The following is a 26,033-nucleotide window of genomic DNA, read 5'->3' as shown; positions in this document are numbered from 1 at the left end:
CGGAGTTGCTGGGCGCGAGCTTCGCGCACCCGACCGCCATTGCCACCCATTCCGCTTTCCAGCTTCGCACGCCGTCCCTCGTGATTGTGCGGCGTTGCGGTCGGCTGGCTTCAGATCGAGAATCGTCATGACGTCGCGTTTTGCTGCGGCCAACGCTCTGCGTGCGGCCCTGCTGTCGAGTGCTGCCCTGGCTGGCCTGCTCTCCACCGCTGCCCTTGCCCAGGATGTCCAGTCCCTGCCTACGATTTCCATCACCGCCAGCCCGGAGGACGGCGCCGCGCTGTCTGGTGACGGGCTGGGCGAGCCGGGGCTGGCCGCCCGTCGTCTCTCCACCGCCGACACCGCCGCTCTGCTGCGCGGGTTGGCCGGCGTCAGCCTGAACGGCAACGGCGGCGTGTCGAGCCTGCCGGCGCTGAACGGACTGGGCGCCGACCGCGTCAACGTGTTGGTCGACGGCGCGCCAATCGCTCCCGCCTGTCCCAACCAGATGAACCCGGCCCTGTCCGCCATCTCCCCCATGCGCGTCTCCAAGGTGGAGGTGCTGGCCGGCATCACCCCGGTCAGCGCCGGCGGCGACAGCCTCTCCGGCACCATCTCGGTCGAAAGCGCGCCGCCGATCTTCGCCGCACCCGGTGAGACGCTGCATACGGAAGGCAAGCTGTCGGCCTTCTACCGCTCCAACGGTCGCGGCGTGACCGGGGCGGCCGAGGCGTCCGTTGCCAACGACACCTTCAGTCTCGGCTACAACGGGTCCTGGAGCCGGGCCGAGAACTACAAGGCTGGCAGCGGCCAAACCGTCCGCTCAACGCTCTACAACGTTCAGGACAACGCCGTTACGTTCGGGGCGCGGCGCGATGGGCATCAGCTCACGTTGCAGGCCGGCATCCAGACCATGCCGTACCAGGGTTTCCCCACCCAGCGCATGGACCTGACCGACAACCACAGCGCCTTCATCAACGGCCGTTACGAAGGGACGTTCGACTGGGGAACGCTGGACGCGCGCGCCAACTGGCGCCGCACCCGGCACACCATGAACTTCCTGGAGGACAAGGGCGGCACCGCCGGCGGCGGCATGCCGATGGATACGCTGACGACGGACGCCGGCTATTCGGTGAAGGCGACTCTGCCGCTGTCCGCGCGCGACACCCTGCGCGTTGGCAACGAGTTCCGGCATACCGGCCTGGACGACTGGTGGGATCCGGTGGCGGGCAGCATGATGATGGGGCCGCTGACCTACTGGAACGTCAAGGATGGCACCCGCAACCGCGTCGGCACCTTTGCCGAGTGGGAGGCCAACTGGTCGCCGGAATGGACGACCCTGCTCGGCGCGCGCAACGACGTGGTGTGGATGGACACCGGCGCGGTGCAGCCCTATTCCTGGCAGAACAGGCTGGGCATGGGCATGATGGCGATGGCCAACCCGGACGCGGCCGACGCCAGGGCCTTCAACGCCCGCAGCCATACCCGCACCGACGTCAATTTCGACGTGACCGCGTTGGTCCGCTACACTCCCTCCGACACCAGCGCGATCGAAGCCGGCTACGCCCGCAAGACCCGCTCGCCCAACCTGTATGAGCGCTACGCCTGGGGTACCGGCGGCATGTCGAGCAGCATGAACGGCTGGTTCGGCGACGCCAACGGCTATGTCGGCAACCTCGACCTCAAGCCCGAGGTGGCCAACACCTTCAGCACCACCCTGTCGCTGCACGACACCACCCACAAGGCCTGGGAGGTCAAGCTCACCCCCTATTACACCTATGTGCAGAACTTCATCGACGTCGAGCGGATCGGCACGCTGAGTAACGGCTTCGTCAAGTTGCGCTTCACCAACCATGATGCGGTCCTCGTCGGCGCCAATCTGTCGGCGGCGGCCAGGGTCTACGAGGACGAGGATATCGGTGCCTTCCGCCTGTCTGGAGTGGTCGGATGGGTGCATGGCCGCAACCTCGACACCGGCGACGCGCTGTACCACATGATGCCGCTCAACGCCCTGCTGACGATGGAGCACCGGCTGGGCGGCTGGAACAGTGCCGTTGAGGTGCAGGCGACCGCCCGCAAGGATCGGGTGGAAGCAGTGCGCAATGAGCCGAAGACGCCGAGTTACGCCTTGGTCAATCTGCGGACGGGGTACGAGTGGGGCAACATTCGGATCGATGCCGGCGTCGAGAACCTGTTCGACCAGCAGTATTATCTGCCGCTGGGTGGTGTCGACTATGCCGATTACCGGGGGGGGGGAAGCCGTGGCACGGTCGGAGCGCTGCCGGGACCGGGACGCTCCTTCATGGCCGGCATGACGGTGAAGTTCTGAGACGGATCGTGAGGTGAGCGTCGTCTGCTGAGGTCCGCCCCCGGCCCAGGTCGGCCGGGGGCTTCCAACCTGCAAGCCGTCCGCCGACTCACCGGGATCCGCCACCGTCTTCGCCGTGGGGGCGGACAGTTCGCCCGCACACTCTGTCAAAGGCGCATCCCATGCCTGCGCACCGATCGATCATTGCCGTCCGCTTGGCGGCTGATGGCGCACGTGCCCTGTCGGCTTCGCCGAACGGTGCATCACGCTGGACTCTGCCGGTCTCCCTTGCGCTGCATGCCGTCACCGTCCTGCTGGTGGCGAGCCTGCACGTACCGCCACCAACCCCGCCGACGGTCGTTTCGGTGGAGCTTTCCTTTCTCGATGCCGCGGTCGAACCGCCATCGGCATCCGAAGCCGTCGTGGAGACGGCGAGGGAGGTGCCGCCTGATCCTCCTGCCGAGGAACCGGTCGAGCAAACGGTGGAATCGGTCCCGCAGCCTGTCGCCGACAGTCCCGCCCCGGTCGCCGAGGTTCCGGTCGAGGATCCGACACCTCCCAGCGCCGAGGTGCCGAGCGCGGACTTGCCGGTCCCGGCAGAGCCGCCGAAGCCGGAACCGCCTCGCCCAGCCCCCGTTCCCCGTCCCTTGCCCAAGCCGGTACGCACCAGAAACCCGCCGGTCGCCAGCCCCCGATCAAGCAGCCCGGCCCCCGCTGTTGACCGGATCGTGCAAGCGGCACCCGCGCAGCCGGCCCAGGCGGCAGCGCCACCTTCCAGCCCATCCCGTGGTTCGGACCGGGAGGCGGCCGATTATCTCGGCGTCGTTCAGGCGAGGCTCGCCCGGCACAAGATCTATCCGCGTCCTGCCCGCCTGACGCGCCAGGAAGGCACCGTTCTGGTCCGCTTCACCATCGTTTCCGACGGCACCATCACGGGCTGGTCGATCGTCCAGGGGTCCGGTCACGAGATCCTGGACCAGGCGGCGGAGGACATGATCCGGCGCGCGTCCCCCCTTCCCCCCATTCCTGCCGGGATGGGCCGCACCCACATCGACATCACGCTTCCTGTTCAGTATTCCCTGCAATAAGGCGCGCCACTGGTTTTCACCGACCGCTGCCGTTTCACTTCCTATCCGAAGGCGCTTCGCCGACCGCAACCTCCGTTCGGAAAATCCGCTTGTCGAAATCGTCGATCAGCACGTCGAGACGCACCGACCAACGACCCGCCAGCGGCAGCGTCATGTCGTCGATGCCGAAGAAACCAGGACCAAGACTGGTCAGGGGGTGCCGCAGCGGGGCGACGCCCGCGTCCGGCAACTCCCAATCCAAGGTAACCTCGCGGGCGGAAACCGGCTTGCCGTCCTCATCCTGAAGGTGGAGCCGAACGCCGTTGCGCCCCGGCTTTGCCGGAACGATGTCAATGAGGGCGACAACGCCTCCCTTCACCGTGATGGCAGAAAATCCGGCGGGTGGCTTTTCCCCACCGGCGCTCAGTGCGCGCGGCGGCGGCGTCAGGGCGAAGGCCGCGGTCAACAGCAGGGCGGTGCCGGCCGCCGCCATTTCCAGGGTGATGCTGCGCCGCAGAGACTGACCGCCTTGTCCGCCCCTGCGGTCGAGCGCGGGCGTCAGCGATAGCCTGTTCCACGCCGCCAGCCCGAGCAGAAGCAGAACGGCCAGCATCTTGCCCGCCCACAGCCAACCATAACCGGTGGAAAGGATCGCCTCCACGGAGCGAAGCTGGATCACCGACAGGACGGTGCCGGCCCCGAGCAGAAGGGCCACGGCGCCGACGGCCAAGCGCGAGAAGCGACGGACCAGCCTGGCCGCCTCGGCCGGCGGCTCCAGGCGCAGGACCATGGTCAGCGGCCACAGCGCCCCGATCCAGTAGGCGGCCATCAGCCCATGCAGGCCGACGAGCGGGGCGCTCTGCCACCGGGGAGAGGCCGTGGCGGCATGACCGGTGGCGGCGAGCGAGGCGGCGCCCAGCAGCGCCCCCGTCACCAGCAGGGCCGGTCCGGCCACGGCACGCGTGTCCAATGCCAAGCCGCAGGCGGAGCACAGCAAGCCCAGCAGGGCGATGCCGGCACTAAGGCCGACGCTGCTCGCCGCGCCGGTGGTCCACGAGCCAGCCGCCAAGAGGTCGGCGAGGGAGCGGCCGGCCAGTGTCACCCCGGTTACCCCCACCAACAGCACCGCCGACATCCCGGCTGTCAGCAGCATCAGGCAGAGAGTAGGTTTCAGACGGTCGTTGAGTGGTGCCCAGCGCCCCGACACCAGAACCAGGAACAGGCCGCCTCCGGTTCCGGCTAGCAGGGCGGCATAATGCATGGCCCGCAGCAAAAGCCCTGCCAGGGCAGCGGCACGCGACGGGTCGTCGGCGAGCGGCCTTTCCGTCACGGATTGCGGCGTCACACCGATCCCGAAGGTGAAGGACCCGGCGACGGGATGGCCATCCGCGGAGGTGACGCGATAGCTGGCGACATAGAGGCCATTTGGAAGTTCCGGCGGCAGGGTGAGGCGGACGGTCTCGTTCTTCGCCACCGCGCCTTGCGGGTCGGCCATGTCGCGTCCCTGCTGGTCGAGCAGCTGGATACGGATGGGGGTGACGGGCTCGTTGAATTTCAACGTCACAGCGGTTGGCGCCGCGGTCAGGCTGGCACCGTCGGCCGGAGCCGACTCCATCAGAACAGCATGGGCCAAGCTGCTCCGCGGAACTGCGGCGAGCATGAGCAGCAGAACCAGCGCCATGATGTGCGGGACGGCGGGCGTGCGACAGGGGTCGAGACGCATGAGGATGTCTCGCTTTCGCAGTGAGCATGGTCGAGGGGCTGCATGCCGCGCGGCCATCGCGGCGGCTGGCATGCAGCCCACGTCTCCGGCTGATGCCGGGGGGCTTCAGTGCTGCTTGGGTTCGGTCAGCCTGACGCCCGGTGCCGGCTCACGATAGTCGTCCGCCGACTTGCCGGCTTCGGGGATTTCGATCCACCGGTGAGCGCCCTTTTCGCACTCCTGCACCACCGGGATGTAAAGCATGGTGCCCGCAGGCTGTTTGGGCAGCACGACCTGGAAGACGAACTCGTCGTACCAGGCATCGGGCAGGCTGCCGCCGGTCCAGGCGATTTCGATGACGCCCTGGGTGATGCTGCGGCCATGCGACTCATAAGGCTGGGCGTAGGGGCCTTCCTTGGTCGCCAGGGTCCAGCCCGGCTTCGGCATCGGCTTGGCCAGCACCGCCCCGTCGGGCAGGCGGACGCGGATGGCGGTGGTCGGCGAGCCGTCGCAGCCGTGGCCGACCTTCAGCACCGCCTTGTAGTAGCTGCCGGCCGGCGCTTCGCGGGTTTCCAACGTGACGTGCGCATTGGCGCTGCCGGCGGTCAGGGCAAGACAAAGGGTTCCGGCGGCGAGTGCCAGGGTGGTGAAGCGGGTCATGATGCGCTCCTGAACGGATTGATGATCCGGAAACTGTCCGGCGATGACGGGGAGAGGGCCGTCACGCCGGCGGAGCGCGAGGATTGAGACAAGTCAGGAAATGGTCGGCCGGCCGAACGACGGCGCCGGCCGGTGCCGCGACCTCCCTGGGGAAAACAGCCCGTGGCCGGACAGCCGCTGTGGCCGGAACCAGGCCGTGGATGCCGAGCGCAAGGCAGAAGGCGCAGAGGCCGTCATGCTCCATGACGGGGTGGCCAGAACCATCATCGGCCCGGCCATCATGCTCTCCGCCTACTTGCGCATCGGATGGAGTGGAGCCGCAATGGTCGGTCTCCGTCGCGGCGGTCAGAAACCCAGCCGGCAACCCGGCGCGTGCCCGTGCCGCCATGGCCAGATCGGGAACCGACACCTGGATCAGCAGGGCCAGAACAGCAAGCCAGCCAACCAGCACGCGGCGCAGTCCGACCATGCCGGCGGGAGCGCCGGACCGCGCGGTGGCATACGTGCTGCGGACAGTCTGGCAAGTCGCCATACGGGGGAGCCACCTTTTGCGGAAGGCCGAAGCCATCGACCACGTGCAGCCCCGCTCAGTCAAGCTGTTCGGCAGTGGCAGGACGATTTGCCCATACCTTCTTCAATGGAGGATCTGGTGCAGGAAGTTGCGCGTCCGTTCGTGGCGCGGTGCATCGAAGAACTCATCGGGTGCCGCGCACTCCACAATCCGGCCGCCGTCCATGAAGACGACCCGGTCGGCGACCCGGCGGGCGAAGCCCATCTCATGCGTCACCACGATCATGGTCATGCCGTCCTCGGCCAGGGATACCATGGTCTCCAACACCTCCTTCACCATCTCCGGATCGAGCGCCGAGGTCGGCTCGTCGAACAGCATCACCTGCGGTTCCATGCACAGGGCGCGGGCGATGGCCACCCGCTGCTGCTGCCCGCCGGAAAGTTGGCCGGGGAATTTCGCCGCCTGCTCGGCGATGCGGACGCGCCGCAGCAGGTGCATCGCCCGGTCCTCGGCCTCCCGGCGCGGTGTGCCGCGCGCCAGCATCTGCGGCAGGGCGCAGTTGTCGAGGATCGACAGATGGGGAAACAGGTTGAAGTGCTGGAACACCATGCCGACCTCGCGGCGGACGGCATCGATGTTGCGCACGCTGTCCGTCAACTCCACCCCATTGACGGCGATGCGGCCGGCCTGATGCTCCTCCAGGCGGTTGATGCAGCGGATCAGCGTCGACTTGCCGGACCCCGATGGGCCGCAGACGACGATGCGTTCTCCCGCCGCCACCGTCAGGCTGACCTGGTTGAGAACCTGGAAGGTGCCGTACCATTTGTCGACTTCCTCGATCTGGATGGCAGGGCTTGCTACGGCGATTGGGGCGGCGATCGGGGCGGCGACTGCGGGGGTGGTCATCAGCGGATGTCCTTTTCCTGGACGCGGCCTTCCAGCCAGCGGGCATAGAGCGAGATGGCGAAGCAGATGAGGAAATAGACCGCCCCCACGAACAGGTAGCCTTCGGCATAGGGGGCCGGCCAGACGGGGTCAGAGGCGGCGGTGCGCCCGGCGCTCAGCATGTCGAAGACGCCGACGATCAGCACGAGGCTGGTGTTCTTGACCATCACGATGGCGGTGTTGGTCAGCGGCGGGATGACCTTCTGAATCGCCTGCGGCAATGCGACGTGCCACACCGCCTTCCACACCGGGATGCCCAGCGCGCGGGCCGCCTCCATCTGTCCGTCGGGGACACCCTGCAGGCCGCCGCGGATCACCTCCGCCAGATAGGCGGCGGCGAAGATGGTCAGAGCGGCCAGCGTGCGGCCCAGCTTGTCGACCGACCAGCCCGCCGGCAGCAGCAGCGGCATCATGATCGAGGAGATGAAGAGAAGCCCGACCAGCGGCATGCCGCGGGTCGTCTCGATCACCAGCACCGAGAGGAAACGCGGGACCGGCACCTTGGAGCGGCGGCCGAGCGCCAGCGTGACGGCGAACGGGAAACCCAACCCGAGGGACAGGATCGCCAGCAGCAGCGTCACCGGCAGGCCGCCCCAATTGGCGGTGGAGATGAAAGGCAGGCCGGCGAAGCCGCCCCACATCAGCGCCAGCATCGCGCCGACTGCCACGCCCCAGGCCGCCAGCAGGCGGCGTCCCCAGTGCCGCGGTGGCAGCGACACCAGCACCATGGCCAGCACCAGCCCGATCACCGCCAGCGGGCGCCACTGTTCGTCCGCGGGATAGACGCCGAACAGGATGAAGCGGATCTTGGCGGCGACGAAGGCCCAGCAGGCGCCGCCGACGCCGCAGCGGCCGGGATCGGCCGTGCTCCACACGGCGTCCAGCACGCCCCAGCGCAGCGCCGGCAGCAGCGACAGGACGAGAGCACCGGTGAGTACGGTCAGGCCCGCTGCGATCAGGTCGCCGAACAGGATCTGCAGGATGGGGGTGCGGCGGCGTCTAGGCGGGCCGTCCGGTGCCGCGGCGGGGATGGCAGTCGTCGTCATGGTCATGATCTGGGACTCTCCCATCGGCCGGCTCATCGCGTGACCAGGGCGGTTCTGGCGTTACACCAGTTCATCAGCAGCGACACCGCGCTACCGATGGTCAGGTAGACGGCGAGCAGGATGCCGATGCTTTCCAGCGCTTGGCCGGTCTGGTTGATGACGGTGCCGATCACCAGCCCCAGCTCTGGAAAGCCGACGGCGAGCGCCAGGGTGGAGTTCTTCACCGTCGAGAGATACTGCGTGGTCAGCGGTGGGATGATGACCCGCAATGCCTGGGGCATGACGATCCGCATGAGGGTCTGCCGCTCGCTGAGGCCGAGCGCCCGCCCGGCCTCCCACTGACCGCGGCCGACGGCGTCGATGCCGCCGCGGATGATCTCGCCGATGAAGACGGAGGTGTAGAGCACCAACCCGACCATCAGCGCCGCGAATTCCGGCGACAGCCGCATCCCGCCGGTGAAGTTGAAGCCGCGCAACTCCGGCAGGCTCACCGCCGCGCCGAGGCTGGTCGTCCAAGCCAGGAGCAGGATGGCGGCCGCAGCACCGCCGGCGGGCAGGGCGCGCGCCGTTCGGTTTTGTCGACCCTGCCGGCGCTGCCGTCGAGCCGCCAAGGCCGCTATGGCGAGACTGGCCGTCGTTCCCACCGCAAAGGCCCAGCCGTTGCCGCTCCACTCGATGCCCGGCAGATAGAGACCGCGCTGCGACAGATAGATGCCGGGCAGGGGGTGCAAGGCGTTGCGCGGCGCCGGCAGCGCCGTGGTGGCGAGCGCGTACCAGAACAGCAGTTGCACGATCAGTGGCGTGTTACGGACCACGGTGACGAAGACCCCCGCCACCCCCGACAGCATCGGGTGCGCCGCCCGCCGCGCCAGCCCGACGAACAGGCCGAGCAGGGTTGCGAAAAGGATGGCGAGAGCCGAGATCATCAGGGTGTTGCCGATCCCAACCACATAGGCCCAGGCGAAGCTGTCCGTAGGGCTGTAGGGGATCACGCTTTCCGATATCGGAAAGTTGGCCGGCCGGGCGAGGAAATCGAAGCCGACCCGGATGCTGCGGACAGCCAGATTCTCGACCGTGTTGCCGGCGAGCCAGACCAGGGTCCCGATGAAGAGGAAAAGAAGAAGTGCCTGACCGACCCAGGCCCGGAGGCGTGGGCTGTCCCAGAGGGCGGCGAGCATGGGCCGATCTCCTGGATGCTGTGTGGATGCGCAGGGTTTACTGGAAGGCGAGCGGGAACATCAGCCCGCCGTCGCGGAACAGGCGGTTGTAGCCGCGGTCGATCTTCAGCGGGCTGCCGGCACCGAGATTCCGGTCGAAAACCTCACCATAATTCCCGAGCTGCTTGACGATGTTGTAAGCGAACTTGTCGTCCAGCCCGAGCCCCGTTCCGTTGCCGGGCTCCAGCCCAAGGAAGCGGCGGATGCGGGGATCGCTTGAGGTGAGCTTCTGGTCGATGTTGGCCTGGGTGATGCCGAACATCTCCGCCGCGGTCAATGCCTGGAACGACCAGTTGACGATGTCCATCCATTGGTCGTCGCCGTGTCGCACCGCCGGGGTCAGCGCATCCATATAGGGGGTGGCCGGGAAGATGACGTAGTCGGCTGGGTTCTTCGCCTGGGTGGCACGGATAGAGGCGAGTGCCGCCGCGTCGGTGATCAGCGCGTCGCAGCGGCCAGAGAAGAAGGCTTGGCGCAGCGCCGACACGCTGTCGAAGACCACGGTCGTCAGCTCGAGCTGATGCTCGCGGGACACATCGTTCACCACCACTTCGGTGGTCGAGCCCGTCTGCACGCACACCGACGCGCCCTTCATGTCCTGAACCTTGGTGACACCTAGGTTTTTCGGCATCAGGAAGCCGGTGAACTCGTAGTAGTTGGGGGTGGTGAAGTTGATGCCGTTGCCGTCGCGCTGGATCGTCCAGGTCAAGGTGCGGGGCAGAATGTCAATCTCGCCGCTCTGCAGGGCCGGAATGCGCTGCTGGCCGCTGAGCGGCACGAATTCGGCCTTGTCCTTGTCGTTGAACACGGCGACCGCCACGGCGCGGCAAGTCTCGACGTCCAGCCCGCGCCAATAGCCCTTGTCGTCCGGCGCGCTGAAGCCGATGGTGCCGGAACTGGCGGCGCAGATCACCTTGCCACGGGCTTTCACGGCGTCGAGGGTGGGGCCGGCCATTGCCGGAAGCGTGGTCGCCGAGCCAAGCGTCAGGACTGCCACGGTTGTTGCCATGGCGAGGCGGGCGGCGCGGCGCCAGCCGGATGTCTGTTCGGTCATGCGGGAAACCCCTGTTCGTCGTCTTGCTTGTTGTTCGCCCGCCATTGTCGGCAGTGCGTGTCCGCCGCCGTCAGGCGGCCTCGGCCTTGGTCGTCCGTGCAGCGATGTCGTCGAGGAAGGCGGTGAGGTCGTCCTGGAGGTCGGACGGGTCCTCCAGCCCGACGCTGATGCGCAGGATCAGATCCTCTCCGGCCCAGGGGCGGGCGGTGCGGTTGCGCTTGACCGGCATCGGTGCCATCAGGCTGCGGGTTCCGCCCCAGGAGGCGCCGATGGCAAAGGTGCGCAGCACGTCGAGGGCATTCTGGACATGTGGCGTCGCCGCCGGCGTGAACACGACGCTGAAGACGCCGCTGGCTCCGAGGAAGTCGCGCTTCCACACCGCATGGCCGGGCGAGCCGGCAAGTGCCGGATACAGCACCTCTTCCACCAGCGGATGACCCGCCAGACGTTCGACCAGCGCCATCGCCCCGTCGGATGCCTGACGCATCCGCACGCCCAGCGTCTCCATCCCTCGCAGCACCAGAGAGGCGTCGTCAGGCGACACGCCGATCCCGTAGCGGCCGAGGGCGCTGCGGATCGGCGCGATCAGGGACTCGTCCCGCACGGTGAGGGACCCCATCAGCAGATCGGAATGGCCGCCGACGTACTTCGTCAGCGCTTCGGTCACCAGATCGGCGCCATGGTCCAGCGGCTTGAAGTTCAGCGGGGTGGCCCAGGTGTTGTCGCAGCCGACCAGGGCGCCGTGGCGATGCGCCACCGCGGCGATGGCCGGCAGGTCCTGAACCTCCATGGTGGTGGAGCCGGGGGATTCACACCAGACGACCTTGGTGCGTCCGTCGATCCGCCGTTCAAGGTCGGCGACGGAGGTCGGGTCGTAATAGTCAACGTCGATGCCGAATTTGACCAGATCGCGGTTGGCGAAGTCGCGCACCGGCGGATAGGAGGTGTCGGCGATCAGCATCCTGTCACCTGCCTGCAGGAAGGGCAGAACGGCGAAGCTGTTGGCCGCCTGCCCCGACGGCAGAAGGAAGGTCCAGGCGCCATTTTCGAGTGCCGTCAGCTTGGCTTCCAGCGTCCGGGTCGTTGGGGTGCCGTAAAGGCCATAGGTATAGCCGGTGTGCCCGCGGTCGCCGCGTGTCGCGTAGCCTTCGGCATTGGCGAACACGATTGTCGATCCACGATGAACGGGCACGCTGAGGCTGTCGAATCCTTCGGTGGCAACCGAGGGATTCACCACGCATTGGGTGAGATCTTTCATGGAGAGCGTCCTTTGACTGACGCCCCCGATTTGACGCCACCAGCCCTATTTCGTCCAATATCCATTTTCAGGTAGTTTATTCTCCCAGATTATAGGGAGACCACGATGAATTTGCGGCAGGTCGAGGTGTTCCACGCCGTCATGACCAACGGCACCGCGTCGCGCGCTGCCGAGGTGCTGCGCATTTCGCAGCCCGCCATCAGCAAGACGATCCAGGAGTTGGAGCGGGAAATCGGCTTTTCGCTGTTCCACCGCGCCAAGGGGCGCCTGATCGCGACGGAGGAGGCGCGGCTGTTCTTCCAGGAGGTGTCGTCGTCCTTTGCCGGTCTGATCCACCTGCGCGCCGCTGCCGCCCGCATCCGCGACTTCGGATCCGGCGAAATCCGGGTCGCCTGCCAGTCGGCGATCAGCACCACCATTCTTCCGAAAGCATTGCGGGCTTTCCAGCTGCGTCATCCCAATGTGTCGATCACCGTCCAGGCACGCATGTCGTCGGTGGTGAAGGACCTGATTGCCTCCGGCCAGTTCGATGTTGGGCTGGCGGCGGACGAGATCGACGTGACGGGGGTGGATGCGACGCTGTTCATGGAGCAGCGTCTGGTGATCGCGGTTCCCGCCGATCATCCGCTGGCGGAGCGCAAGGTTCTGCATCCTGCCGATCTTCACGGCACGCCCTTTATCGCCCTCGCGCCGGAGGACACTGCGCGTCGCCGGCTGGATGGGGTGCTGGCCGCCCACGGCGTGATGCCGAAGATCGTGCTGGAAACACCCTATTCGACGACGGTCTGCGCCATGGTGCAGGCCGGAATCGGCTGCGGCCTGGTCAGTCCACTGACCACAGAACCCTATCTCGGCCGGGGGTTGGTCGCCTGCGCATTCGAACCGGTGATCCGATCCCGCACCCTGCTCCTGCTACCGCCAAACCGCCGCCCGTCTCGCATTGTCGCCGACTGCATCAAAGAGCTGATGGCATTTTCATCTGCCGGAGCGGGCGCAATCGACTGATCTTCAATAGGCTTAGGCCAACAGCAGCGTTCGGGAGCACTTGCCACGAGAGCGCCGACGTCGCCCGTCCTGCATCCGCGACGCCGGCCTGTGGAAGCGCAACGTCAGCGAACTGGTGTTTGCCCCGACGTCCAAGCCGGACGAACCACCGGCCGCGGCATCCCCCGCACTCAATCGGGACCAAGAGCGTCTTTGCGATTCCTGAGCAACCGGTGTAGAGGGGGATTGGGCCCGGTTTCCGCAGCGTGGCGAAGCGACAAGACGCCAAATTGCAGATTCCGATGAAGCCGGCCGGGTATTCCGATTTGAAGGCGGCCACCGTTCCAAACTGAAGCCGGCCAGCGTTCCGAAGGAAAGCGGCCGGGGTGGCGTATCCCCGCGAGGCGTTTTTCGTGTCGCATGAGCATGGCGTTGGGTCAAGCCGCCATGATCATGTCGAGGTGGAGGGCGTCCCCGGAATCCATAGGAGGGCCCCGGGCAAGCCGGCCGCGAGCGCGCCTCATCACGCTGGAGAGCGGCCGGCTTGCCTGGGAGGTGCCTGTGGAGCTCCGGGGGCGCCCGGCGGTCTCGTCACTCTCCGTCGGCCAGGGCGGGCTGGCGTCGCGGCTTGCGCATTGAATCTCCGGTGAGATCGATGCGGTAGGCGTTGTGAAGAATGCGGTCCAAGATCGCGTCTCCGAGCGTCGGATCCCCGATGAGTTCGTGCCAGCGGTCCGTGGGGATTTGGCTGGTGATCAGCAAGGAGCCGGCGTTGTAGCGGTCCTCTACGATCTCGAGCAGGTCGCGGCGCTGCTCTGCGTTCAGCGGCTCTGGTCCCCAGTCGTCCAAGATGAGAAGTCGCACGCGGGCGAAGCCACGCATCAGGCGGGCGTAACGGCCGTCGCCATGTGCCAGAGCCAGGGTCTCGAACAGCCGGGGCATCCGCTGGTAGAGTACCGATAGGTTCTCGCGGCAGGCACGGTGGCCAAGCGCGCAGGCCAGCCAGGATTTGCCGATGCCGGTCGGCCCGGTGATGATCACGTTCTGGTGGTCGTGGATCCATCGGCAGGTCGCCAGCTTCTGAAACAGCGCGCGGTCCAACCCACGCGGCGCCCGGAAATCAACATCCTCGATCACGGCGGGATGACGTAGACGGGCGCTCTTGGCGCGTGCTTCGAAGCGTTTCTGCCGCCGCAGCGTCACCTCGTGATCGAGCAGCACACCCAGCCATTCCTCATGGCTGAGGGTGCCGGCCTCGCGGTTGGTCTGCATCTCGCGCAACGCCTTGGCCATGCCGTGCAGCCCTAGGTCGCTGAGCTGGTCGAAGGTGGGATGGGAAAGCATGGTGGGCTCCTAATGAAAGTACCGCGAGCCGCGGATGTTGGCGTGGTCCAGCGCCGGCGCCTCAGGGCGGGCGGTGGAGCGAACCCGATCCAGGTTGTTGCGCAGGATCGAGGCGATGCTGTCGGCGGTGGTGGCGCCGATCTTCAGCGCCCGGGCACTCACCGCCTCGGCGCGAGCCCGGTTGGGGCCGCGGAACAGCTTCAGCACGCCACGGCAGGTGCGGAAGCCCTGTTCCGGGTGCGGCCGGCTGGCAAGAATGGCGCGGATCAACGCCACAGTATTGGGGCCAAGGTCGCCGGCGTCCCGCTCGAAACGCTCGGGGCTCCACTCGGCATAGCGGCGGTGTGCCGCCGGCATGTGCTCGGGCACGGTGCTGTGGCGCTCGCCGCCGTGTCGGCGGGCATGGGCGGCGATCCGTTGGCCACGGTGAAAGAACTCCACCGTGGTGGCGGTGAGGCGCGCGTCGATCTGCTGGCGGATCAGCGTCGCCGGTACCGAGTAATAGAAGCCGGCGACCTCGACATGGTAGTCAGGGCCGACGCGCTCGAGCTTCCACTCCGCGTATTCGTAGGGCGTGTCGGGCAGCGGTCGCAGCGCCGGCCGATCAAGCTGTTCGAACAACTCCCTGCGGCTGAGCCCGAGGCGACGCTGGGGTCGTGTGTTGAGATCTTCCAGCACCCGGTCGATCGCGCCATTGGCTTCGGCCAGGGAGAAGAACGGCAGATTGCGCAGCCGGCCGAGGATGAAGTACTGGGCGATGCGCACACCGGCTTCCACCTTGGCCTTGTCACGTGGACGACGCGGACGCGCCGGCAGGATGCCGACGCTGTAGGCGTGCGCCATGTGGGCGTAACTGCGGTTGAGCTCCGGGTCGTAAAAGGAAGCCTTGAGGACGCCGCTTTTCAGGTTGTCCGGCTTATGTGCCTCTCGGCGATATGTGCCGGGACGCCGGTTCGGTGGGAAATTCGGCCGGGTGGCGTTGGCACCCGGCCACATAATATTCAAAGTGCGGCGAGCCATTCGAGCAGGTTTTTATCGTCCCGCCAGACTGGGCTTCGGGGGAGTGCCGCCGAAACGCCATTTGGCGGCGTGCAGACTTGGAGGGCCGCCTCCTTCATGCGGATGTTGATCTCTGCGTAACGGTTGGTGGTATCGAGGCTGACGTGGCCGAGCCAGCCCCGGATGACATTGACCTCGACGCCAGCTTCGAGCAGATGGACTGCCGTGGTGTGGCGCAGCACGTGGGGCGAAATCCGCTGCGGCTGGTTGGCGGCCGGGTCCGGCCTCAGAGCCGCAGTGTGCCGGCGGACGAGCTTGTAGATCCCGAACCGGGTGAGCGGACTGCCGTGCCGAGAAACAAAGACAGGGGCTTCCGGCGCCACCGCGCCGGGCCGCTGCTCGAGCACTGCGCGTAACAACCGGGCGGTCTCTGGCCAGAGCGGGCAGGTCCGCCACTTTCCGCCCTTGCCGTGCAGAGTGGCACGCGGCTGGGGCGCCAGCAGTAGGTTACTTACCTTCAAATCCGCGACCTCCTGCACGCGGGCGCCGGTGTTGTACAGAAACAGCAGCAACGTACGATCCCGCAATGCGGTGCTGCCGCTCTGCGGCAGGCCGGCGAAGAGGGCGTCAATCTCCTCGCGCTCGAGGAACTGTGTGCCGGGCGGGGGGACCCGCTTCCGCGGAATGGCGGCCACGCGCTCCGCCTCGGCGAGCGTTTCCGGGGCTCGCCCGGCGAGGTAACGGAAGAAGGTGTGCAGCCCGGCAAGGCGCTGGTTGCGGGTCCGAATGTGATTGCCACGCTCCGCCTCGAGGTGGCTGAGGAATTCTCGGACCCGCTCCGCGGTGAGGTCACCGGTATCGAGGCGAGTGATGGGGCGACCTTGCTGGTCGGCGACAAAGGCGAGGAACAGCCGGAGCCCATCGCGGTAACTGTGTACCGAGGCTGGGCTCACTCCCTTCTCCGCCTTCAGGTGCCGCTCGAAGAAGGTGTAAACGATCGGGCCGAGAGCGGTCATGGCGCACCTCCCGAAGACAGCGGCGCGGCGAAACGCGCAAACCGTTCGCTGGCAGCGTCCAGCAGTTCGGCCGTGATCGTCAGATAAACGGCCGTGGATGCCGGATTGACGTGCCCGAGGAAGGTCGACAGATGCAGCAGCCGGGCTGCCGGATCAGTCCCTTCGCGATACCAGCGCAGCAGGGTGCCCACCGCGAAGCTGTGGCGCAGATCATGGACGCGCGGCGTCGCGACGCCCGCAGGCAGCGTCAGCCCGAGGCGGGGAAGCAACGCGTGGAACGTCTGGCTGATCGTGCCCGGATGGAGTGCCCGGCCGGCCGTGAAGGAGAAGACCGGACTCTCGGGGGCCATAGGTCCCGAGCCACCCTCCCGGAGCTCGAGATAGCGCCTCAATCGCGCCGCCATGCTCGGACCGAACGGGACGAAGCGGGATTTGGCGAACTTGGTGTCGCGGATGACGAGTACATTGTATTGTAGATCGACATCCGCCCGCGTGAGCCGCGCGACTTCGCCGACCCGCAACCCGAGCCCGTAGAGGAGCGCGAAGATGGTGGCGTAGGTCGGGCCGCGCTGGGGCGCCTTGTTGCGGTCCGGTAGCGCCGCCGCCACCTCGATAAGGCGGCCGGCCTGCGGCAGGTCGAACAGGTACGGAATGCGTTGGGCCGTCGTGCGGCGCGGCCGTTGCCGGACCGGCGAGGTTGCGAGCATCTCCTGCTGCACCATCCAATCGAATAGCCCCCGGACCACGCCGAGAAGGTGATTGTAGCTGCGCGGTTGGTGCCGTGGCCGGCTTATCAGGAAGGCGTCGAGTACGGCCGGGGTCACGCCGGCAAGTTCGCCAATGCCCTGCTCGACAAGATAGCGATCGAGCAGAACGAGGGTCCGCTCCTCGGTCGCGAAGCGTCGGTTCAAGGCCCGTTTGTAGGCAACAAAGCGCCGGATCGGCTCGGCCAGGGGGCTGGACAGGGTAAGGTTGACGGACCTCATGGCAGAGCCTCCCCATCGCCCAGAGCGATGTCGCGGAGTGTTTCGAGCGCCACTTTGGTGTAGATCTCGGTCGACGAGGCCGAACGGTGGCCGACGTAATCGCCGATGGTCTTTAGCGGGAAACCGGCGTCCACGAGGCGCTGCACGCAGGTGTGGCGCAGCGTATGCGATCCGGCGCGGCGCACCGGGATACCCGCCTTGTGCAGGTAATGGCTGGCCACGCTGGAGACCGCAGCGTGGGTCAAGGGCCGCTGTGGCGCGAGATGGCGCAAGAACAGATGGCGGTCGGCGATTGCCGGGCGGGTAACGTCCATGGGCGTGGTGGAAAAACGCCCATGAAGGATCGGGCTGGGGCCGGGCGAAGCTCCCACACAGCGTAGCCCGGCCCCAGCCCGATCCTCCGCCTCGCAGGCGGTGTGTTCGGCGGCAGGAGGTGGTCATCGCGCATCTTCGGTAAGGTCAAGTTGCAACACGCGACCACGACCAAGGACACGACGATGACCGACGACAGAATGGCACTGATCGAGCAAATCCAGAAGAGCACGGACGGCGACTTCCTGCGCTCAGTCGCCGAGTACACGTTGCACCGGCTGATGGACTTCGAGGTCGAGGCGTTGATCGGCGCCGCTCGCCATGAACGCACCGACACGCGCACCACTTACCGCAACGGCTCGCGCCCGCGCCAGCTCGACACCCGACTCGGCACGCTGGACCTGAAGATCCCCAAGCTGCGCCAGGGCTCCTACTTCCCGGCTTTCCTGGAGCCGCGCAAAACCGCCGAGAAGGCGCTCACCGCCGTCATCCAGGAAGCGTGGATTCAGGGCGTCTCGACCCGCAAGGTCGATGATCTCGTCCAGGCGCTCGGCATGACCGGCATCTCCAAGTCCCAGGTCTCAGCGCTGTGCCAGGAAATTGACGAGCGTGTGCAGTCCTTCCTGGAGCGTCCGCTGGAGGGGGACTGGCCGTACCTTTGGCTGGATGCCACCTACCTGAAGGTCCGCCAGGGCGGCCGCATCGTGTCGATCGCCGCGATAATCGCCACCGGCGTCAATCAGGATGGGCGGCGCGAGATCCTCGGCCTCGGGCTCGGGCAATCGGAAGCGGCGATCTTCTGGATTGAGTTCCTGCGCGGCCTCGTGCGCCGCGGCCTGAAAGGCGTCAAGCTGGTGATCTCCGATGCCCATGAGGGGCTGAAGGCGGCGATCAGCCAGGTGCTGAGCGCGACATGGCAACGGTGCCGTGTTCATTTCCTCCGCTCGCTGCTCTGCCACGTGCCCAAGGGCCAGCAAACCGTGGTATCGGCCGCCGTGCGCCAAGTCTTCGTGCAGCCCGACCGCAAGACCGCCGGTGAGGTCTGGCGCCATGTCGCCGATCAGCTGCGGGCGCGCTTTCCCAAGGTCGCAGCACTGCTCGACGACGCCGAGCATGACGTGCTCGCCTACATGGACTATCCCGAGGCACACCGCACCAAATTACACTCGACGAATCCTCTTGAACGTCTCAACAAGGAGGTCAAACGCCGCACTGATGTTGTTGGTATATTCCCGAACGAGGAAAGTGTTCGAAGGCTCGTCGGCGCGATCTTGCTGGAGCAAAATGATGACTGGCAGCTCCAGCATCGTTACCTGACGCTCGAGACCATGGCCGGTATCGCCGCCCCCGACGAGCCCGCCATCACGCCACTTCCCTCAGCAAAGGCGGCCTGACCGACGACGCTCCTGACCACCCTCCAATTTCCACCACCTTGACGGACGTGACCGAGATCTCCGCGACAGCCGATGCGCTCGAGATATCCCTCGAAGCCACGCAGGTAATGGCCGTAATGGTGGATCGATGCATCGCGCAGGCCGCGTTCCTCGCGCAGATAGGGGAAGAAGCCGGGGGCCTGTCGGGTGAACGGATCGGGCGCATGGGGGCGACGGCTTGCCGCGGCGTGGTTCGGCAAAGCGACCCTCAGCATCTGCTCAACGACGTTGCGGACACCGAACGCGGTCTTACGTTGGGCCGCGTCACCCGCGTGTTCGCCGCGCGCCTGCAGCTGGTCGGCTACGAAAGCATCAACATGTGCCGGCAGCTCGTCCCAGCGGGTCGCGCCCCGGCTCGCCGCAAAGGTGCCGAACCGGACCAGGATCGGCACACGCCGAAGCACGTTGCGCGCTGCATACCCCTGCTCGGCGAGCCAGCCGACGTATCGTTCGATGGGCTCGCCGATCCAACACGCCCGAATGCGGTCGACCGTATCGGGACGGATAAAGTACCGCTCCAGCATGACAACCTCCATTCCGTATCGAACCGGCGAAGGTTGCGCTCCTGCAGGAGTGTGACGTTATGTTCCCTTCGACGAACAGGCCATCGTTGCCGTTCAGGCTCTTTCAAAGCCCACGCCACATATCGCCGAGAGGCACATAAGCCGGAATATGTGTCCGGGCACATATTCCGGCACGATCAGGCGCGGGCAACCGCCGAGGTCCTCGAACATGCGGACATGCGCCCCAATCCAGTCGGGCAGTGTCTGGGTCCAGGTCGCCTCAGCGTAGGTGTAGTTGGAGGCGCCCAGCACGGCGATGAAGAGCTGGGCGGGCCGCACGGCGCCGGTGGCGGGGTCGCGGATGGGGAGCGTCTTGCCGGAGTAGTCGACGAAGACCTTGTCGCCGGCCAGGTGGGGCTGGCGCATGCTGGGGGCGAGCCGCGCCTCGAACTCCCGGTACAACTCGCAGAAGCGGCTGTAGCCGTAGCCGTCGGAATGGGTAGCACGGTACTCCTCCCATAGGATCATCAGCGTGACGCCCGGACGTTTGAGTTCGCGGTGCATGGCCGCCCAGTCGGGTTCCGGGCGCCGGCGGACGCCGGGGCGAATGTTCGGACGGGCGAACAGCCGCTCTTCCAACTCGGCATCGCTGAGGTCGGGGGGCAGTGGCCAGGCCAGGACAGGCCAGCGGCATGGGCGCGATCCAGGTACTCCGCCACGGTGCTACGCGCGACACCGAGCTGGGCTGCGATCTGGCGATCGCTGGTCGGCAGCAGGCTGCCGAACTTCAGGCGAAACAATTCACGGATCTGCCGCATGGAAAGCCTCAAGGCTGGCATCCGCTCCTCCTGTCGGTTGGATCAGGAGGCGGTGCTTGATGGAAGCTCTCCTCGCGGGGAAGACGCCATCATCATGCCGACGATGGTGCCGGCCGCCTTCAGCGGAAGGGTGGCCGGTTTCATGTCGGAATGGTGGCCGCCTTCAAATCGGAATGCCGGCCGGCTTGCGATCGGAACACTGGCCGCTTTCGCGTCGGAAACCGTGGCCGCTTTCAGTCGGAATCTGCAGCCAAATGCTTCGTTCATTCTGGCACTGGTGATCAAATCAGCAAATCAGCCCGTTTCTTGATGGGTGCCCTTGTGCTTTCAGCGTTTCCAGTTGATTATTCGCCTCTTTGACCAAGCGGAACCACGCTTGGCGTCGCTGTTGGCTGGTTGACCGTTTGAATTGGGTTCCGGCCTCCGATGACAATGCCGTACGGGCCGCTGACAGGCAGGGGTCACTACACGAAAGTGCGCTTCGACTTTGCGCATTTTGGGACGCTTGTCCTGTTATGTGCGGGCGTCGCAATTCCGTCGGCGAAAGGTTGTTGGCAGGTCAACGTCCGACAATACCCCAGGTGCCTTATGGCACACCTCGCCGTCCCCCTTCCTCCGACTTTCGTCGCTTGGCTGTGGCCCTATCTGGTCGCCTTCTCAGGGCGTACCCGATCTACGGTGGCCGCGCTCGCGGTCGGTGCGGTGCTGGCGGTTGGTCCCCGCACCGTCGCCAACCTGCTGCGCACTCTCGGCTTGGCCGACGACCCCGGCTTCGCCGCTTTTCACCGCGTGCTCAACCGGAACCGCTGGTCGGGGCCGAAGCTCGCGCGCACCCTGCTGAACGCCGTGGTCAGCGCCTTCGTCCCGGACGGCCCGATCGTCATCGGTGTCGACCATACTCTTGAACGGCGCCGGGGAGCCCATGTTCGCCCAGCCAGCCATTGCTTCGACTCCGTCCGGTCCTCGACGGAGCAGACGGTCACCAGCCGTGGATTGCGCTGGATGACCGCCATGCTGCTGGTCGAGGTTCCGTTCGCCGGCCGTATCTGGGGACTGCCGGTGCTGAGCGCGCTGGTGCCGAGCCGCGCCTGGTGTGAGGCACAGGGCCGGCATTACCGGCCGACCACCACCTGGGCCCGAGCCATCCTGCTGCGCCTGCACCGCTGGCTGCCAGACCGGCCACTGGTCGCCGTCATGGATGGCGAATTCGCCGTGCTGACGCTACTCGACGCCGTCAGCCCACACATGGTCGCGATCACCTGGCTGCGCCTGGATGCGCGCCTGTTCGATCCGCCACCAGACCCGCCCTTGACCTTGCGGCAGGTAATGAAGGGCGCCCGCCAGCCCAGCTTGCGGTCCCGTCTGACGGACAAGGCAACGATCTGGCGCCGGGCCGTCCAACCAAGCCGAACCCGGTGGCGCTCCGGCGACTGGATCGACTATGCCTCCGGAACGGCGCTGTGGCACCACCAGGGCAAGCCGATCGTGCCCATCCTCTGGGTGATGGTGCGCTATCCCGATGGCCGGCGCGATCCGGAAGCCTTTCTGTGCACTGACCTGTCGGTGCCACCACGCACCGTCCTGGAATGGTTCAACCGCCGCTGGGCAATGGAGACGACATACGAGGAGAGCCGGGCTCATCTCGGCATTCGAAAGGTCACGTCCGTCAAGGTGGTGGAAATTGGAGGGTGGTCAGGAGCGTCGTCGGTCAGGCCGCCTTTGCTGAGGGAAGTGGCGTGATGGCGGGCTCGTCGGGGGCGGCGATACCGGCCATGGTCTCGAGCGTCAGGTAACGATGCTGGAGCTGCCAGTCATCATTTTGCTCCAGCAAGATCGCGCCGACGAGCCTTCGAACACTTTCCTCGTTCGGGAATATACCAACAACATCAGTGCGGCGTTTGACCTCCTTGTTGAGACGTTCAAGAGGATTCGTCGAGTGTAATTTGGTGCGGTGTGCCTCGGGATAGTCCATGTAGGCGAGCACGTCATGCTCGGCGTCGTCGAGCAGTGCTGCGACCTTGGGAAAGCGCGCCCGCAGCTGATCGGCGACATGGCGCCAGACCTCACCGGCGGTCTTGCGGTCGGGCTGCACGAAGACTTGGCGCACGGCGGCCGATACCACGGTTTGCTGGCCCTTGGGCACGTGGCAGAGCAGCGAGCGGAGGAAATGAACACGGCACCGTTGCCATGTCGCGCTCAGCACCTGGCTGATCGCCGCCTTCAGCCCCTCATGGGCATCGGAGATCACCAGCTTGACGCCTTTCAGGCCGCGGCGCACGAGGCCGCGCAGGAACTCAATCCAGAAGATCGCCGCTTCCGATTGCCCGAGCCCGAGGCCGAGGATCTCGCGCCGCCCATCCTGATTGACGCCGGTGGCGATTATCGCGGCGATCGACACGATGCGGCCGCCCTGGCGGACCTTCAGGTAGGTGGCATCCAGCCAAAGGTACGGCCAGTCCCCCTCCAGCGGACGCTCCAGGAAGGACTGCACACGCTCGTCAATTTCCTGGCACAGCGCTGAGACCTGGGACTTGGAGATGCCGGTCATGCCGAGCGCCTGGACGAGATCATCGACCTTGCGGGTCGAGACGCCCTGAATCCACGCTTCCTGGATGACGGCGGTGAGCGCCTTCTCGGCGGTTTTGCGCGGCTCCAGGAAAGCCGGGAAGTAGGAGCCCTGGCGCAGCTTGGGGATCTTCAGGTCCAGCGTGCCGAGTCGGGTGTCGAGCTGGCGCGGGCGCGAGCCGTTGCGGTAAGTGGTGCGCGTGTCGGTGCGTTCATGGCGAGCGGCGCCGATCAACGCCTCGACCTCGAAGTCCATCAGCCGGTGCAACGTGTACTCGGCGACTGAGCGCAGGAAGTCGCCGTCCGTGCTCTTCTGGATTTGCTCGATCAGTGCCATTCTGTCGTCGGTCATCGTCGTGTCCTTGGTCGTGGTCGCGTGTTGCAACTTGACCTTACCGAAGATGCGCGATGACCACCTCCTGCCGCCGAACACACCGCCTGCGAGGCGGAGGATCGGGCTGGGGCCGGGCTACGCTGTGTGGGAGCTTCGCCCGGCCCCAGCCCGATCCTTCATGGGCGTTTTTCCACCACGCCCATGGACGTTACCCATCGAAACCCATCGAAACCCGGCGGCAGTGGGCGGACCTGGCCGTCTTCCGCACCGCCCCACTGCTGTTCGGGCTTTACTCGTTGATCACGCTGTACGTCCATCAGAATGCCGGCCGCCTCGCTCTGTCGCCCCGGCGCGCCATCTGGTATCCGAAACCAGCGCCCACATTCGCCGATGCCTTGGCCCGTCTGCGCCAGCACCTGTGGTTCGAACAGGCCGCCATGTCGCCCGCTGAAGGCGACATGCTCAGAACACCGCCACCGCTCCTTCGACGGCTCGTCGACGTCGCCTGCTACGCGCCGTAACCCCCATCACCCCGCACCGCTGCTGGACTTGTCAACCGGCTCCCAACAGAGACGGCAGTCCTGAAATGCGCAAAGTCGAAATCACTTTCGTGTAGTGACCCCTTGAACGCGGAGACTAGGTGCCGCAGCACGGCGAGCGGAATCGGGCGCGACCCAACCACCCAATCGGCGATCTTGCAGCGGTCGCAGGTGGTGCCGACGTCGGCTTTCAAGCCGGTCGGTAACGCCGCCATGGCCATGTTGTTGACCTCGCGGACGACGCCAAGAGCAGCGCCATCACACCGGCGCTGCTCCGTGACCTGCTCGGGCGTCAGCCACATCTCTCTGGTGAGCGTGACGATTGACTGTCTGCCTTACGGCTGCGGCCGGATGTCCTCCAGCCGCAGGTTACGGTCCACCGGGTTGCCGTCGCGGTCGAGCAGGGTGCAGCGCAGGTCGCCGGCAACGTCCTCTTCAACAACCAAGCCGGTCTCGCCATCGGCCGTCCAGTAGCGGTCTTCAGCACCGTCGGTGACGTCGAATTCGAAGCCGCGGTCGGCCAAGTACTTGGGGAGGTCGGTGCCGTTCTTGTGGGTCTGGTACAGCATCGCGTGATCTTCCTTCATCCGGTTGGCGGTCGATGGCCGCGTTGTTCATGCGTTGATCATAGATGTCCCCTTGAAGGGGACAAAGGCGTCAGCGGCACTGTTCAACAAACATATTCGGCTGCGCCACATCCGCTTCGTCGACCGCTGGCGCGACAACTCCACGGAGTGCGTCTTCCGCAAGCCGGACGCGGATTGGCCGCGCCCGGCACCAGGGACGTGGCCCCGCTCAGGAGCGAGCGGGGCCTGCCTTGGTGTCACGCCATCTCGTAGGCGCCCACATACAGGTAGCCGCCCTGGGCCCTGGCCATCGCGCGCAGACGCGGGTTGACCGGGTGCTCCAAGGTGTACCGCTGGCCGCCGTTGGGGTTGATCCAGCTCTGGCCGCACAGGGTCTTCAGCCAAGCGGTCACCTCGTTGTCCAGGAACGCCTGGAAGTCGGGGCTGAACGGGGCGTCGGCCGGGAAGAACGACTTGCGGTCGGGAAAGAACTCCAGCGCCTGGCGGCCGTAGCGGCTCTCCAGGATGGCGCGCGCGCCAAAGGCGCTGCGGATCGGCGTGTTGTCTGGCGGGGGCTCGCCGAACCAGTGGTCCTTCGGGGCAAAGTTCATGGCGTCTCCTGTGGTCTGCCGGGGGTTGGGGCCGGCGTCGCGCTGGGATATGAATCGGTTTGGAGCCGGCAAGGGGCTGATCCGAAAATTTTGGGTAAATCGGTTCGGTCTGGTGCGCCGGGCGGGTTGGCGGGCTCAAACCCGGGCATCGAAGGCACTGTTGGCGGTCGCGATGGTATGCCACCGGTCCGCGTCGTCGCTGCCGGTGCCGCCAATCAGAAGGACCTGTCAGCGGGAGCGGTATGCGGCGCCGACACCGAGGACGCCAGGGCGAAGACCGAGACCGCCGACGCGCCTGGGCCCCCCCACGCGGAGGCACGCCTTGGGGTGCGTCGGTCCGCGCACGGGTCGTTCAACGGCGTCGCCATCGGTGGCGCTGAGGCCAAGGCGCCGCTCAAGACGAACTGGGAGCCGACCGAGCACCCGAAGCACCGACCTCGCGTCGGGCGACATCCGCCATACCGACCACTGGAAGGGCGTAAGCGGTGTTCTGGTCCCACCTTTCGGCGGGATCAGGGCGGAGCGAATCTCCCGGATCGCATGATCGGGAGAACGGTTTGTGTCTACGCTCGACCTTACGCTTGACCAGGAGCCCATGCGGGTGCGCCGCATGGAGGTGATCACGGGCGATGTAGGGCGCCGGACCTGGTCGCCAGAGGAGAAGGCGCGGATCCTGGGCGAGGCGGCGGTGCCCGGGGTCGTGGTCTCCAAAGTGGCCCGGCGTCACGGATTGCGGCCCCAGCAGGTGTTCGGCTGGCGCCGGGAAGCACATGCCGCCAACCGTTTCCAGGAAGAGGGGTTGGTGTTCGCGCCGGTGGTGCTGGACACCACGCCGCCCCCAGCCGCACCGAAGGAACTCCCGGCCATCGAGGTGCAGATCGGTGATGCGGTGGTGCGCGTGCCGGCCGGCATGGACAGCGCCACCGTCAAGGCGGTGCTGCGCGCGGTAAGGGCGTCGCGGTGATCGGCATCGAGGGCGCGGTACGGGTCCTGGTCGCTGCCAAGCCGGTCGATTTCCGCAAGGGCATGGATGGGCTGCCATCCGCGACAACACCTCGCGCAGACGAATGCGGACGGTCTCTGGGCTTTCCGGCCCGACGGCAAGCACGATGCGGTCGCGTGCCGCATCGAGAGGACTGTGTGGATCGGTGGCCCCGGCGGCGTGCTGGCGCAGGAACTGCCGCCAGGTCTTGCCCATTTCCGAGGCCGGACGCGCGGAGTGTTCGATCCGTCGCTTGGCTTGGATATAGATGCGCCCGCCCGGGGATGTGATCGC

General features: G+C 66.4%; 26 protein-coding genes. 8 read left to right on the top strand and 18 right to left on the bottom strand.

Translation table 11 applies throughout. The annotated features are described in order from the left end of the window. The first annotated feature begins 127 nt into the window (after positions 1-127). Both ACCD06_RS19740 and ACCD06_RS19735 read left to right on the top strand, forming a co-directional pair. Positions 128-2,308: a TonB-dependent receptor gene (locus tag ACCD06_RS19740; protein WP_413342857.1), complete on the top strand. Its 2,181-nt coding sequence runs from the start codon at positions 128-130 to the stop codon at positions 2,306-2,308. Positions 2,309-2,469: 161 nt separating this feature from the next. Next, entirely contained in the window at positions 2,470-3,375 is a 906-nt protein-coding gene (locus ACCD06_RS19735) for an energy transducer TonB (RefSeq protein WP_413342855.1), read from the top strand. A gap of 34 nt (positions 3,376-3,409) precedes the next feature. On the opposite strand, the gene ACCD06_RS19730 is transcribed toward ACCD06_RS19735, so the two are convergent. From ACCD06_RS19730 to ACCD06_RS19695, 8 genes are all read right to left on the bottom strand, one after another. Beyond that, positions 3,410-5,077 (bottom strand): copper resistance protein CopC, encoded by a 1,668-nt coding sequence (locus ACCD06_RS19730; RefSeq protein WP_413342853.1) that lies wholly within the window; start codon positions 5,075-5,077, stop codon positions 3,410-3,412. A 105-nt stretch (positions 5,078-5,182) separates the two neighbouring features. Beyond that, positions 5,183-5,716, bottom strand: coding sequence for a YcnI family protein (locus tag ACCD06_RS19725; protein ID WP_413342851.1), 534 nt, complete (start codon positions 5,714-5,716; stop codon positions 5,183-5,185). A 61-nt stretch (positions 5,717-5,777) separates the two neighbouring features. Beyond that, complete coding sequence (locus tag ACCD06_RS19720) at positions 5,778-6,248, bottom strand: DUF2946 family protein (protein WP_413342849.1); 471 nt, start codon at positions 6,246-6,248, stop codon at positions 5,778-5,780. 102 nt (positions 6,249-6,350) lie between these two features. Further along, positions 6,351-7,133, bottom strand: a complete 783-nt coding sequence (locus ACCD06_RS19715) for an amino acid ABC transporter ATP-binding protein (RefSeq protein ID WP_413342847.1) — start codon at positions 7,131-7,133, stop codon at positions 6,351-6,353. Continuing rightward, positions 7,133-8,224, bottom strand: coding sequence for an amino acid ABC transporter permease (locus ACCD06_RS19710; RefSeq protein WP_413342845.1), 1,092 nt, complete (start codon positions 8,222-8,224; stop codon positions 7,133-7,135). The genes ACCD06_RS19715 and ACCD06_RS19710 overlap by 1 nt, the downstream gene beginning before the upstream one ends. A 26-nt stretch (positions 8,225-8,250) precedes the next feature. Further along, positions 8,251-9,396: an amino acid ABC transporter permease gene (locus ACCD06_RS19705; RefSeq protein WP_413342843.1), complete on the bottom strand. Its 1,146-nt coding sequence runs from the start codon at positions 9,394-9,396 to the stop codon at positions 8,251-8,253. A 37-nt stretch (positions 9,397-9,433) separates the two neighbouring features. Further along, a complete protein-coding gene (locus tag ACCD06_RS19700; RefSeq protein ID WP_413342840.1) occupies positions 9,434-10,489 on the bottom strand; it encodes an amino acid ABC transporter substrate-binding protein in 1,056 nt (351 codons plus the stop codon). 70 nt (positions 10,490-10,559) lie between these two features. Beyond that, positions 10,560-11,747, bottom strand: coding sequence for a trans-sulfuration enzyme family protein (locus ACCD06_RS19695; RefSeq protein ID WP_413342838.1), 1,188 nt, complete (start codon positions 11,745-11,747; stop codon positions 10,560-10,562). Positions 11,748-11,852: 105 nt separating this feature from the next. Here ACCD06_RS19695 and ACCD06_RS19690 point away from each other — a divergent pair, with 105 nt between their 5' ends. Continuing rightward, entirely contained in the window at positions 11,853-12,752 is a 900-nt protein-coding gene (locus ACCD06_RS19690) for a LysR substrate-binding domain-containing protein (protein ID WP_413342836.1), read from the top strand. Positions 12,753-13,322: 570 nt separating this feature from the next. Here the strand turns inward: ACCD06_RS19690 and istB are convergent. Genes istB through ACCD06_RS19665 form a run of 5 tightly spaced genes read right to left on the bottom strand, consistent with a single transcriptional unit; the run spans position 13,323 to position 17,390 of the window. Further along, positions 13,323-14,075, bottom strand: coding sequence for an IS21-like element helper ATPase IstB (gene istB, locus ACCD06_RS19685; RefSeq protein ID WP_413342834.1), 753 nt, complete (start codon positions 14,073-14,075; stop codon positions 13,323-13,325). A gap of 9 nt (positions 14,076-14,084) precedes the next feature. Then, positions 14,085-15,095: a Mu transposase domain-containing protein gene (locus tag ACCD06_RS19680; RefSeq protein ID WP_413342832.1), complete on the bottom strand. Its 1,011-nt coding sequence runs from the start codon at positions 15,093-15,095 to the stop codon at positions 14,085-14,087. Beyond that, positions 15,077-16,090 (bottom strand): tyrosine-type recombinase/integrase, encoded by a 1,014-nt coding sequence (locus ACCD06_RS19675; RefSeq protein ID WP_413342830.1) that lies wholly within the window; start codon positions 16,088-16,090, stop codon positions 15,077-15,079. Before ACCD06_RS19675 ends, ACCD06_RS19680 begins: the two co-directional genes overlap by 19 nt. Further along, positions 16,087-17,076, bottom strand: coding sequence for a tyrosine-type recombinase/integrase (locus tag ACCD06_RS19670; RefSeq protein ID WP_413342828.1), 990 nt, complete (start codon positions 17,074-17,076; stop codon positions 16,087-16,089). Before ACCD06_RS19670 ends, ACCD06_RS19675 begins: the two co-directional genes overlap by 4 nt. After that, a complete protein-coding gene (locus ACCD06_RS19665) occupies positions 17,073-17,390 on the bottom strand; it encodes a tyrosine-type recombinase/integrase (RefSeq protein ID WP_413342826.1) in 318 nt (105 codons plus the stop codon). Before ACCD06_RS19665 ends, ACCD06_RS19670 begins: the two co-directional genes overlap by 4 nt. Before the next feature lie 183 nt (positions 17,391-17,573). Between ACCD06_RS19665 and ACCD06_RS19660 the strand changes: the two genes are divergently transcribed. Beyond that, complete coding sequence (locus ACCD06_RS19660) at positions 17,574-18,782, top strand: IS256 family transposase (RefSeq protein ID WP_413342816.1); 1,209 nt, start codon at positions 17,574-17,576, stop codon at positions 18,780-18,782. On the opposite strand, the gene ACCD06_RS19655 is transcribed toward ACCD06_RS19660, so the two are convergent. Together ACCD06_RS19655 and ACCD06_RS19650 are read right to left on the bottom strand one after the other, a co-directional pair. Next, entirely contained in the window at positions 18,698-19,345 is a 648-nt protein-coding gene (locus tag ACCD06_RS19655; RefSeq protein WP_413342824.1) for a hypothetical protein, read from the bottom strand. The two genes, ACCD06_RS19660 and ACCD06_RS19655, sit on opposite strands and share 85 nt — an antisense overlap. 93 nt (positions 19,346-19,438) lie before the next feature. Next, entirely contained in the window at positions 19,439-19,963 is a 525-nt protein-coding gene (locus ACCD06_RS19650) for a hypothetical protein (protein WP_413342822.1), read from the bottom strand. A gap of 177 nt (positions 19,964-20,140) precedes the next feature. Between ACCD06_RS19650 and ACCD06_RS19645 the strand changes: the two genes are divergently transcribed. Further along, positions 20,141-20,452, top strand: a complete 312-nt coding sequence (locus ACCD06_RS19645) for a hypothetical protein (RefSeq protein ID WP_413342820.1) — start codon at positions 20,141-20,143, stop codon at positions 20,450-20,452. Between the two features lie 368 nt (positions 20,453-20,820). Further along, entirely contained in the window at positions 20,821-21,882 is a 1,062-nt protein-coding gene (locus tag ACCD06_RS19640) for a transposase (protein ID WP_413342818.1), read from the top strand. Here ACCD06_RS19640 and ACCD06_RS19635 read toward each other — a convergent pair. After that, positions 21,851-23,059: an IS256 family transposase gene (locus ACCD06_RS19635; RefSeq protein ID WP_413342816.1), complete on the bottom strand. Its 1,209-nt coding sequence runs from the start codon at positions 23,057-23,059 to the stop codon at positions 21,851-21,853. The genes ACCD06_RS19640 and ACCD06_RS19635 overlap by 32 nt on opposite strands. 56 nt (positions 23,060-23,115) lie before the next feature. Here ACCD06_RS19635 and ACCD06_RS19630 point away from each other — a divergent pair, with 56 nt between their 5' ends. Continuing rightward, a complete protein-coding gene (locus ACCD06_RS19630) occupies positions 23,116-23,562 on the top strand; it encodes a hypothetical protein (RefSeq protein ID WP_413342814.1) in 447 nt (148 codons plus the stop codon). Between the two features lie 353 nt (positions 23,563-23,915). On the opposite strand, the gene ACCD06_RS19625 is transcribed toward ACCD06_RS19630, so the two are convergent. Both ACCD06_RS19625 and ACCD06_RS19620 read right to left on the bottom strand, forming a co-directional pair. Continuing rightward, entirely contained in the window at positions 23,916-24,149 is a 234-nt protein-coding gene (locus ACCD06_RS19625; RefSeq protein ID WP_413342812.1) for a hypothetical protein, read from the bottom strand. Between the two features lie 254 nt (positions 24,150-24,403). Next, positions 24,404-24,757: a hypothetical protein gene (locus tag ACCD06_RS19620; RefSeq protein ID WP_413342810.1), complete on the bottom strand. Its 354-nt coding sequence runs from the start codon at positions 24,755-24,757 to the stop codon at positions 24,404-24,406. Between the two features lie 559 nt (positions 24,758-25,316). Here ACCD06_RS19620 and tnpA point away from each other — a divergent pair. Continuing rightward, positions 25,317-25,721, top strand: coding sequence for an IS66-like element accessory protein TnpA (gene tnpA, locus ACCD06_RS19615; protein ID WP_413342808.1), 405 nt, complete (start codon positions 25,317-25,319; stop codon positions 25,719-25,721). Positions 25,722-26,033 lie beyond the last annotated feature (312 nt).

The organism is Azospirillum sp. CT11-132, assembly GCF_047302835.1.
In the GTDB taxonomy this organism is placed as follows: domain Bacteria; phylum Pseudomonadota; class Alphaproteobacteria; order Azospirillales; family Azospirillaceae; genus Azospirillum.
This window is presented reverse-complemented; position numbering and strand designations above follow the sequence as displayed.

Coding starts and splice junctions, on each gene's coding strand:
- ACCD06_RS19635 (WP_413342816.1), bottom strand. CDS start 23,059: ATGACCGACGACAGAATGGCACTGATCGAGCAAATCCAGAAGAGCACG.
- ACCD06_RS19700 (WP_413342840.1), bottom strand. CDS start 10,489: ATGACCGAACAGACATCCGGCTGGCGCCGCGCCGCCCGCCTCGCCATG.
- ACCD06_RS19740 (WP_413342857.1), top strand. CDS start 128: ATGACGTCGCGTTTTGCTGCGGCCAACGCTCTGCGTGCGGCCCTGCTG.
- ACCD06_RS19670 (WP_413342828.1), bottom strand. CDS start 17,076: ATGAGGTCCGTCAACCTTACCCTGTCCAGCCCCCTGGCCGAGCCGATC.
- ACCD06_RS19735 (WP_413342855.1), top strand. CDS start 2,470: ATGCCTGCGCACCGATCGATCATTGCCGTCCGCTTGGCGGCTGATGGC.
- ACCD06_RS19660 (WP_413342816.1), top strand. CDS start 17,574: ATGACCGACGACAGAATGGCACTGATCGAGCAAATCCAGAAGAGCACG.
- ACCD06_RS19655 (WP_413342824.1), bottom strand. CDS start 19,345: ATGCTGGAGCGGTACTTTATCCGTCCCGATACGGTCGACCGCATTCGG.
- istB (WP_413342834.1), bottom strand. CDS start 14,075: ATGCTTTCCCATCCCACCTTCGACCAGCTCAGCGACCTAGGGCTGCAC.
- ACCD06_RS19620 (WP_413342810.1), bottom strand. CDS start 24,757: ATGAACTTTGCCCCGAAGGACCACTGGTTCGGCGAGCCCCCGCCAGAC.
- ACCD06_RS19725 (WP_413342851.1), bottom strand. CDS start 5,716: ATGACCCGCTTCACCACCCTGGCACTCGCCGCCGGAACCCTTTGTCTT.
- ACCD06_RS19665 (WP_413342826.1), bottom strand. CDS start 17,390: ATGGACGTTACCCGCCCGGCAATCGCCGACCGCCATCTGTTCTTGCGC.
- ACCD06_RS19680 (WP_413342832.1), bottom strand. CDS start 15,095: ATGGCTCGCCGCACTTTGAATATTATGTGGCCGGGTGCCAACGCCACC.
- ACCD06_RS19710 (WP_413342845.1), bottom strand. CDS start 8,224: ATGACCATGACGACGACTGCCATCCCCGCCGCGGCACCGGACGGCCCG.
- ACCD06_RS19715 (WP_413342847.1), bottom strand. CDS start 7,133: ATGACCACCCCCGCAGTCGCCGCCCCGATCGCCGCCCCAATCGCCGTA.
- ACCD06_RS19645 (WP_413342820.1), top strand. CDS start 20,141: ATGGAAAGCCTCAAGGCTGGCATCCGCTCCTCCTGTCGGTTGGATCAG.
- ACCD06_RS19720 (WP_413342849.1), bottom strand. CDS start 6,248: ATGGCGACTTGCCAGACTGTCCGCAGCACGTATGCCACCGCGCGGTCC.
- ACCD06_RS19675 (WP_413342830.1), bottom strand. CDS start 16,090: ATGACCGCTCTCGGCCCGATCGTTTACACCTTCTTCGAGCGGCACCTG.
- ACCD06_RS19695 (WP_413342838.1), bottom strand. CDS start 11,747: ATGAAAGATCTCACCCAATGCGTGGTGAATCCCTCGGTTGCCACCGAA.
- ACCD06_RS19730 (WP_413342853.1), bottom strand. CDS start 5,077: ATGCGTCTCGACCCCTGTCGCACGCCCGCCGTCCCGCACATCATGGCG.
- ACCD06_RS19630 (WP_413342814.1), top strand. CDS start 23,116: ATGACCACCTCCTGCCGCCGAACACACCGCCTGCGAGGCGGAGGATCG.
- ACCD06_RS19705 (WP_413342843.1), bottom strand. CDS start 9,396: ATGCTCGCCGCCCTCTGGGACAGCCCACGCCTCCGGGCCTGGGTCGGT.
- ACCD06_RS19690 (WP_413342836.1), top strand. CDS start 11,853: ATGAATTTGCGGCAGGTCGAGGTGTTCCACGCCGTCATGACCAACGGC.
- ACCD06_RS19625 (WP_413342812.1), bottom strand. CDS start 24,149: ATGCTGTACCAGACCCACAAGAACGGCACCGACCTCCCCAAGTACTTG.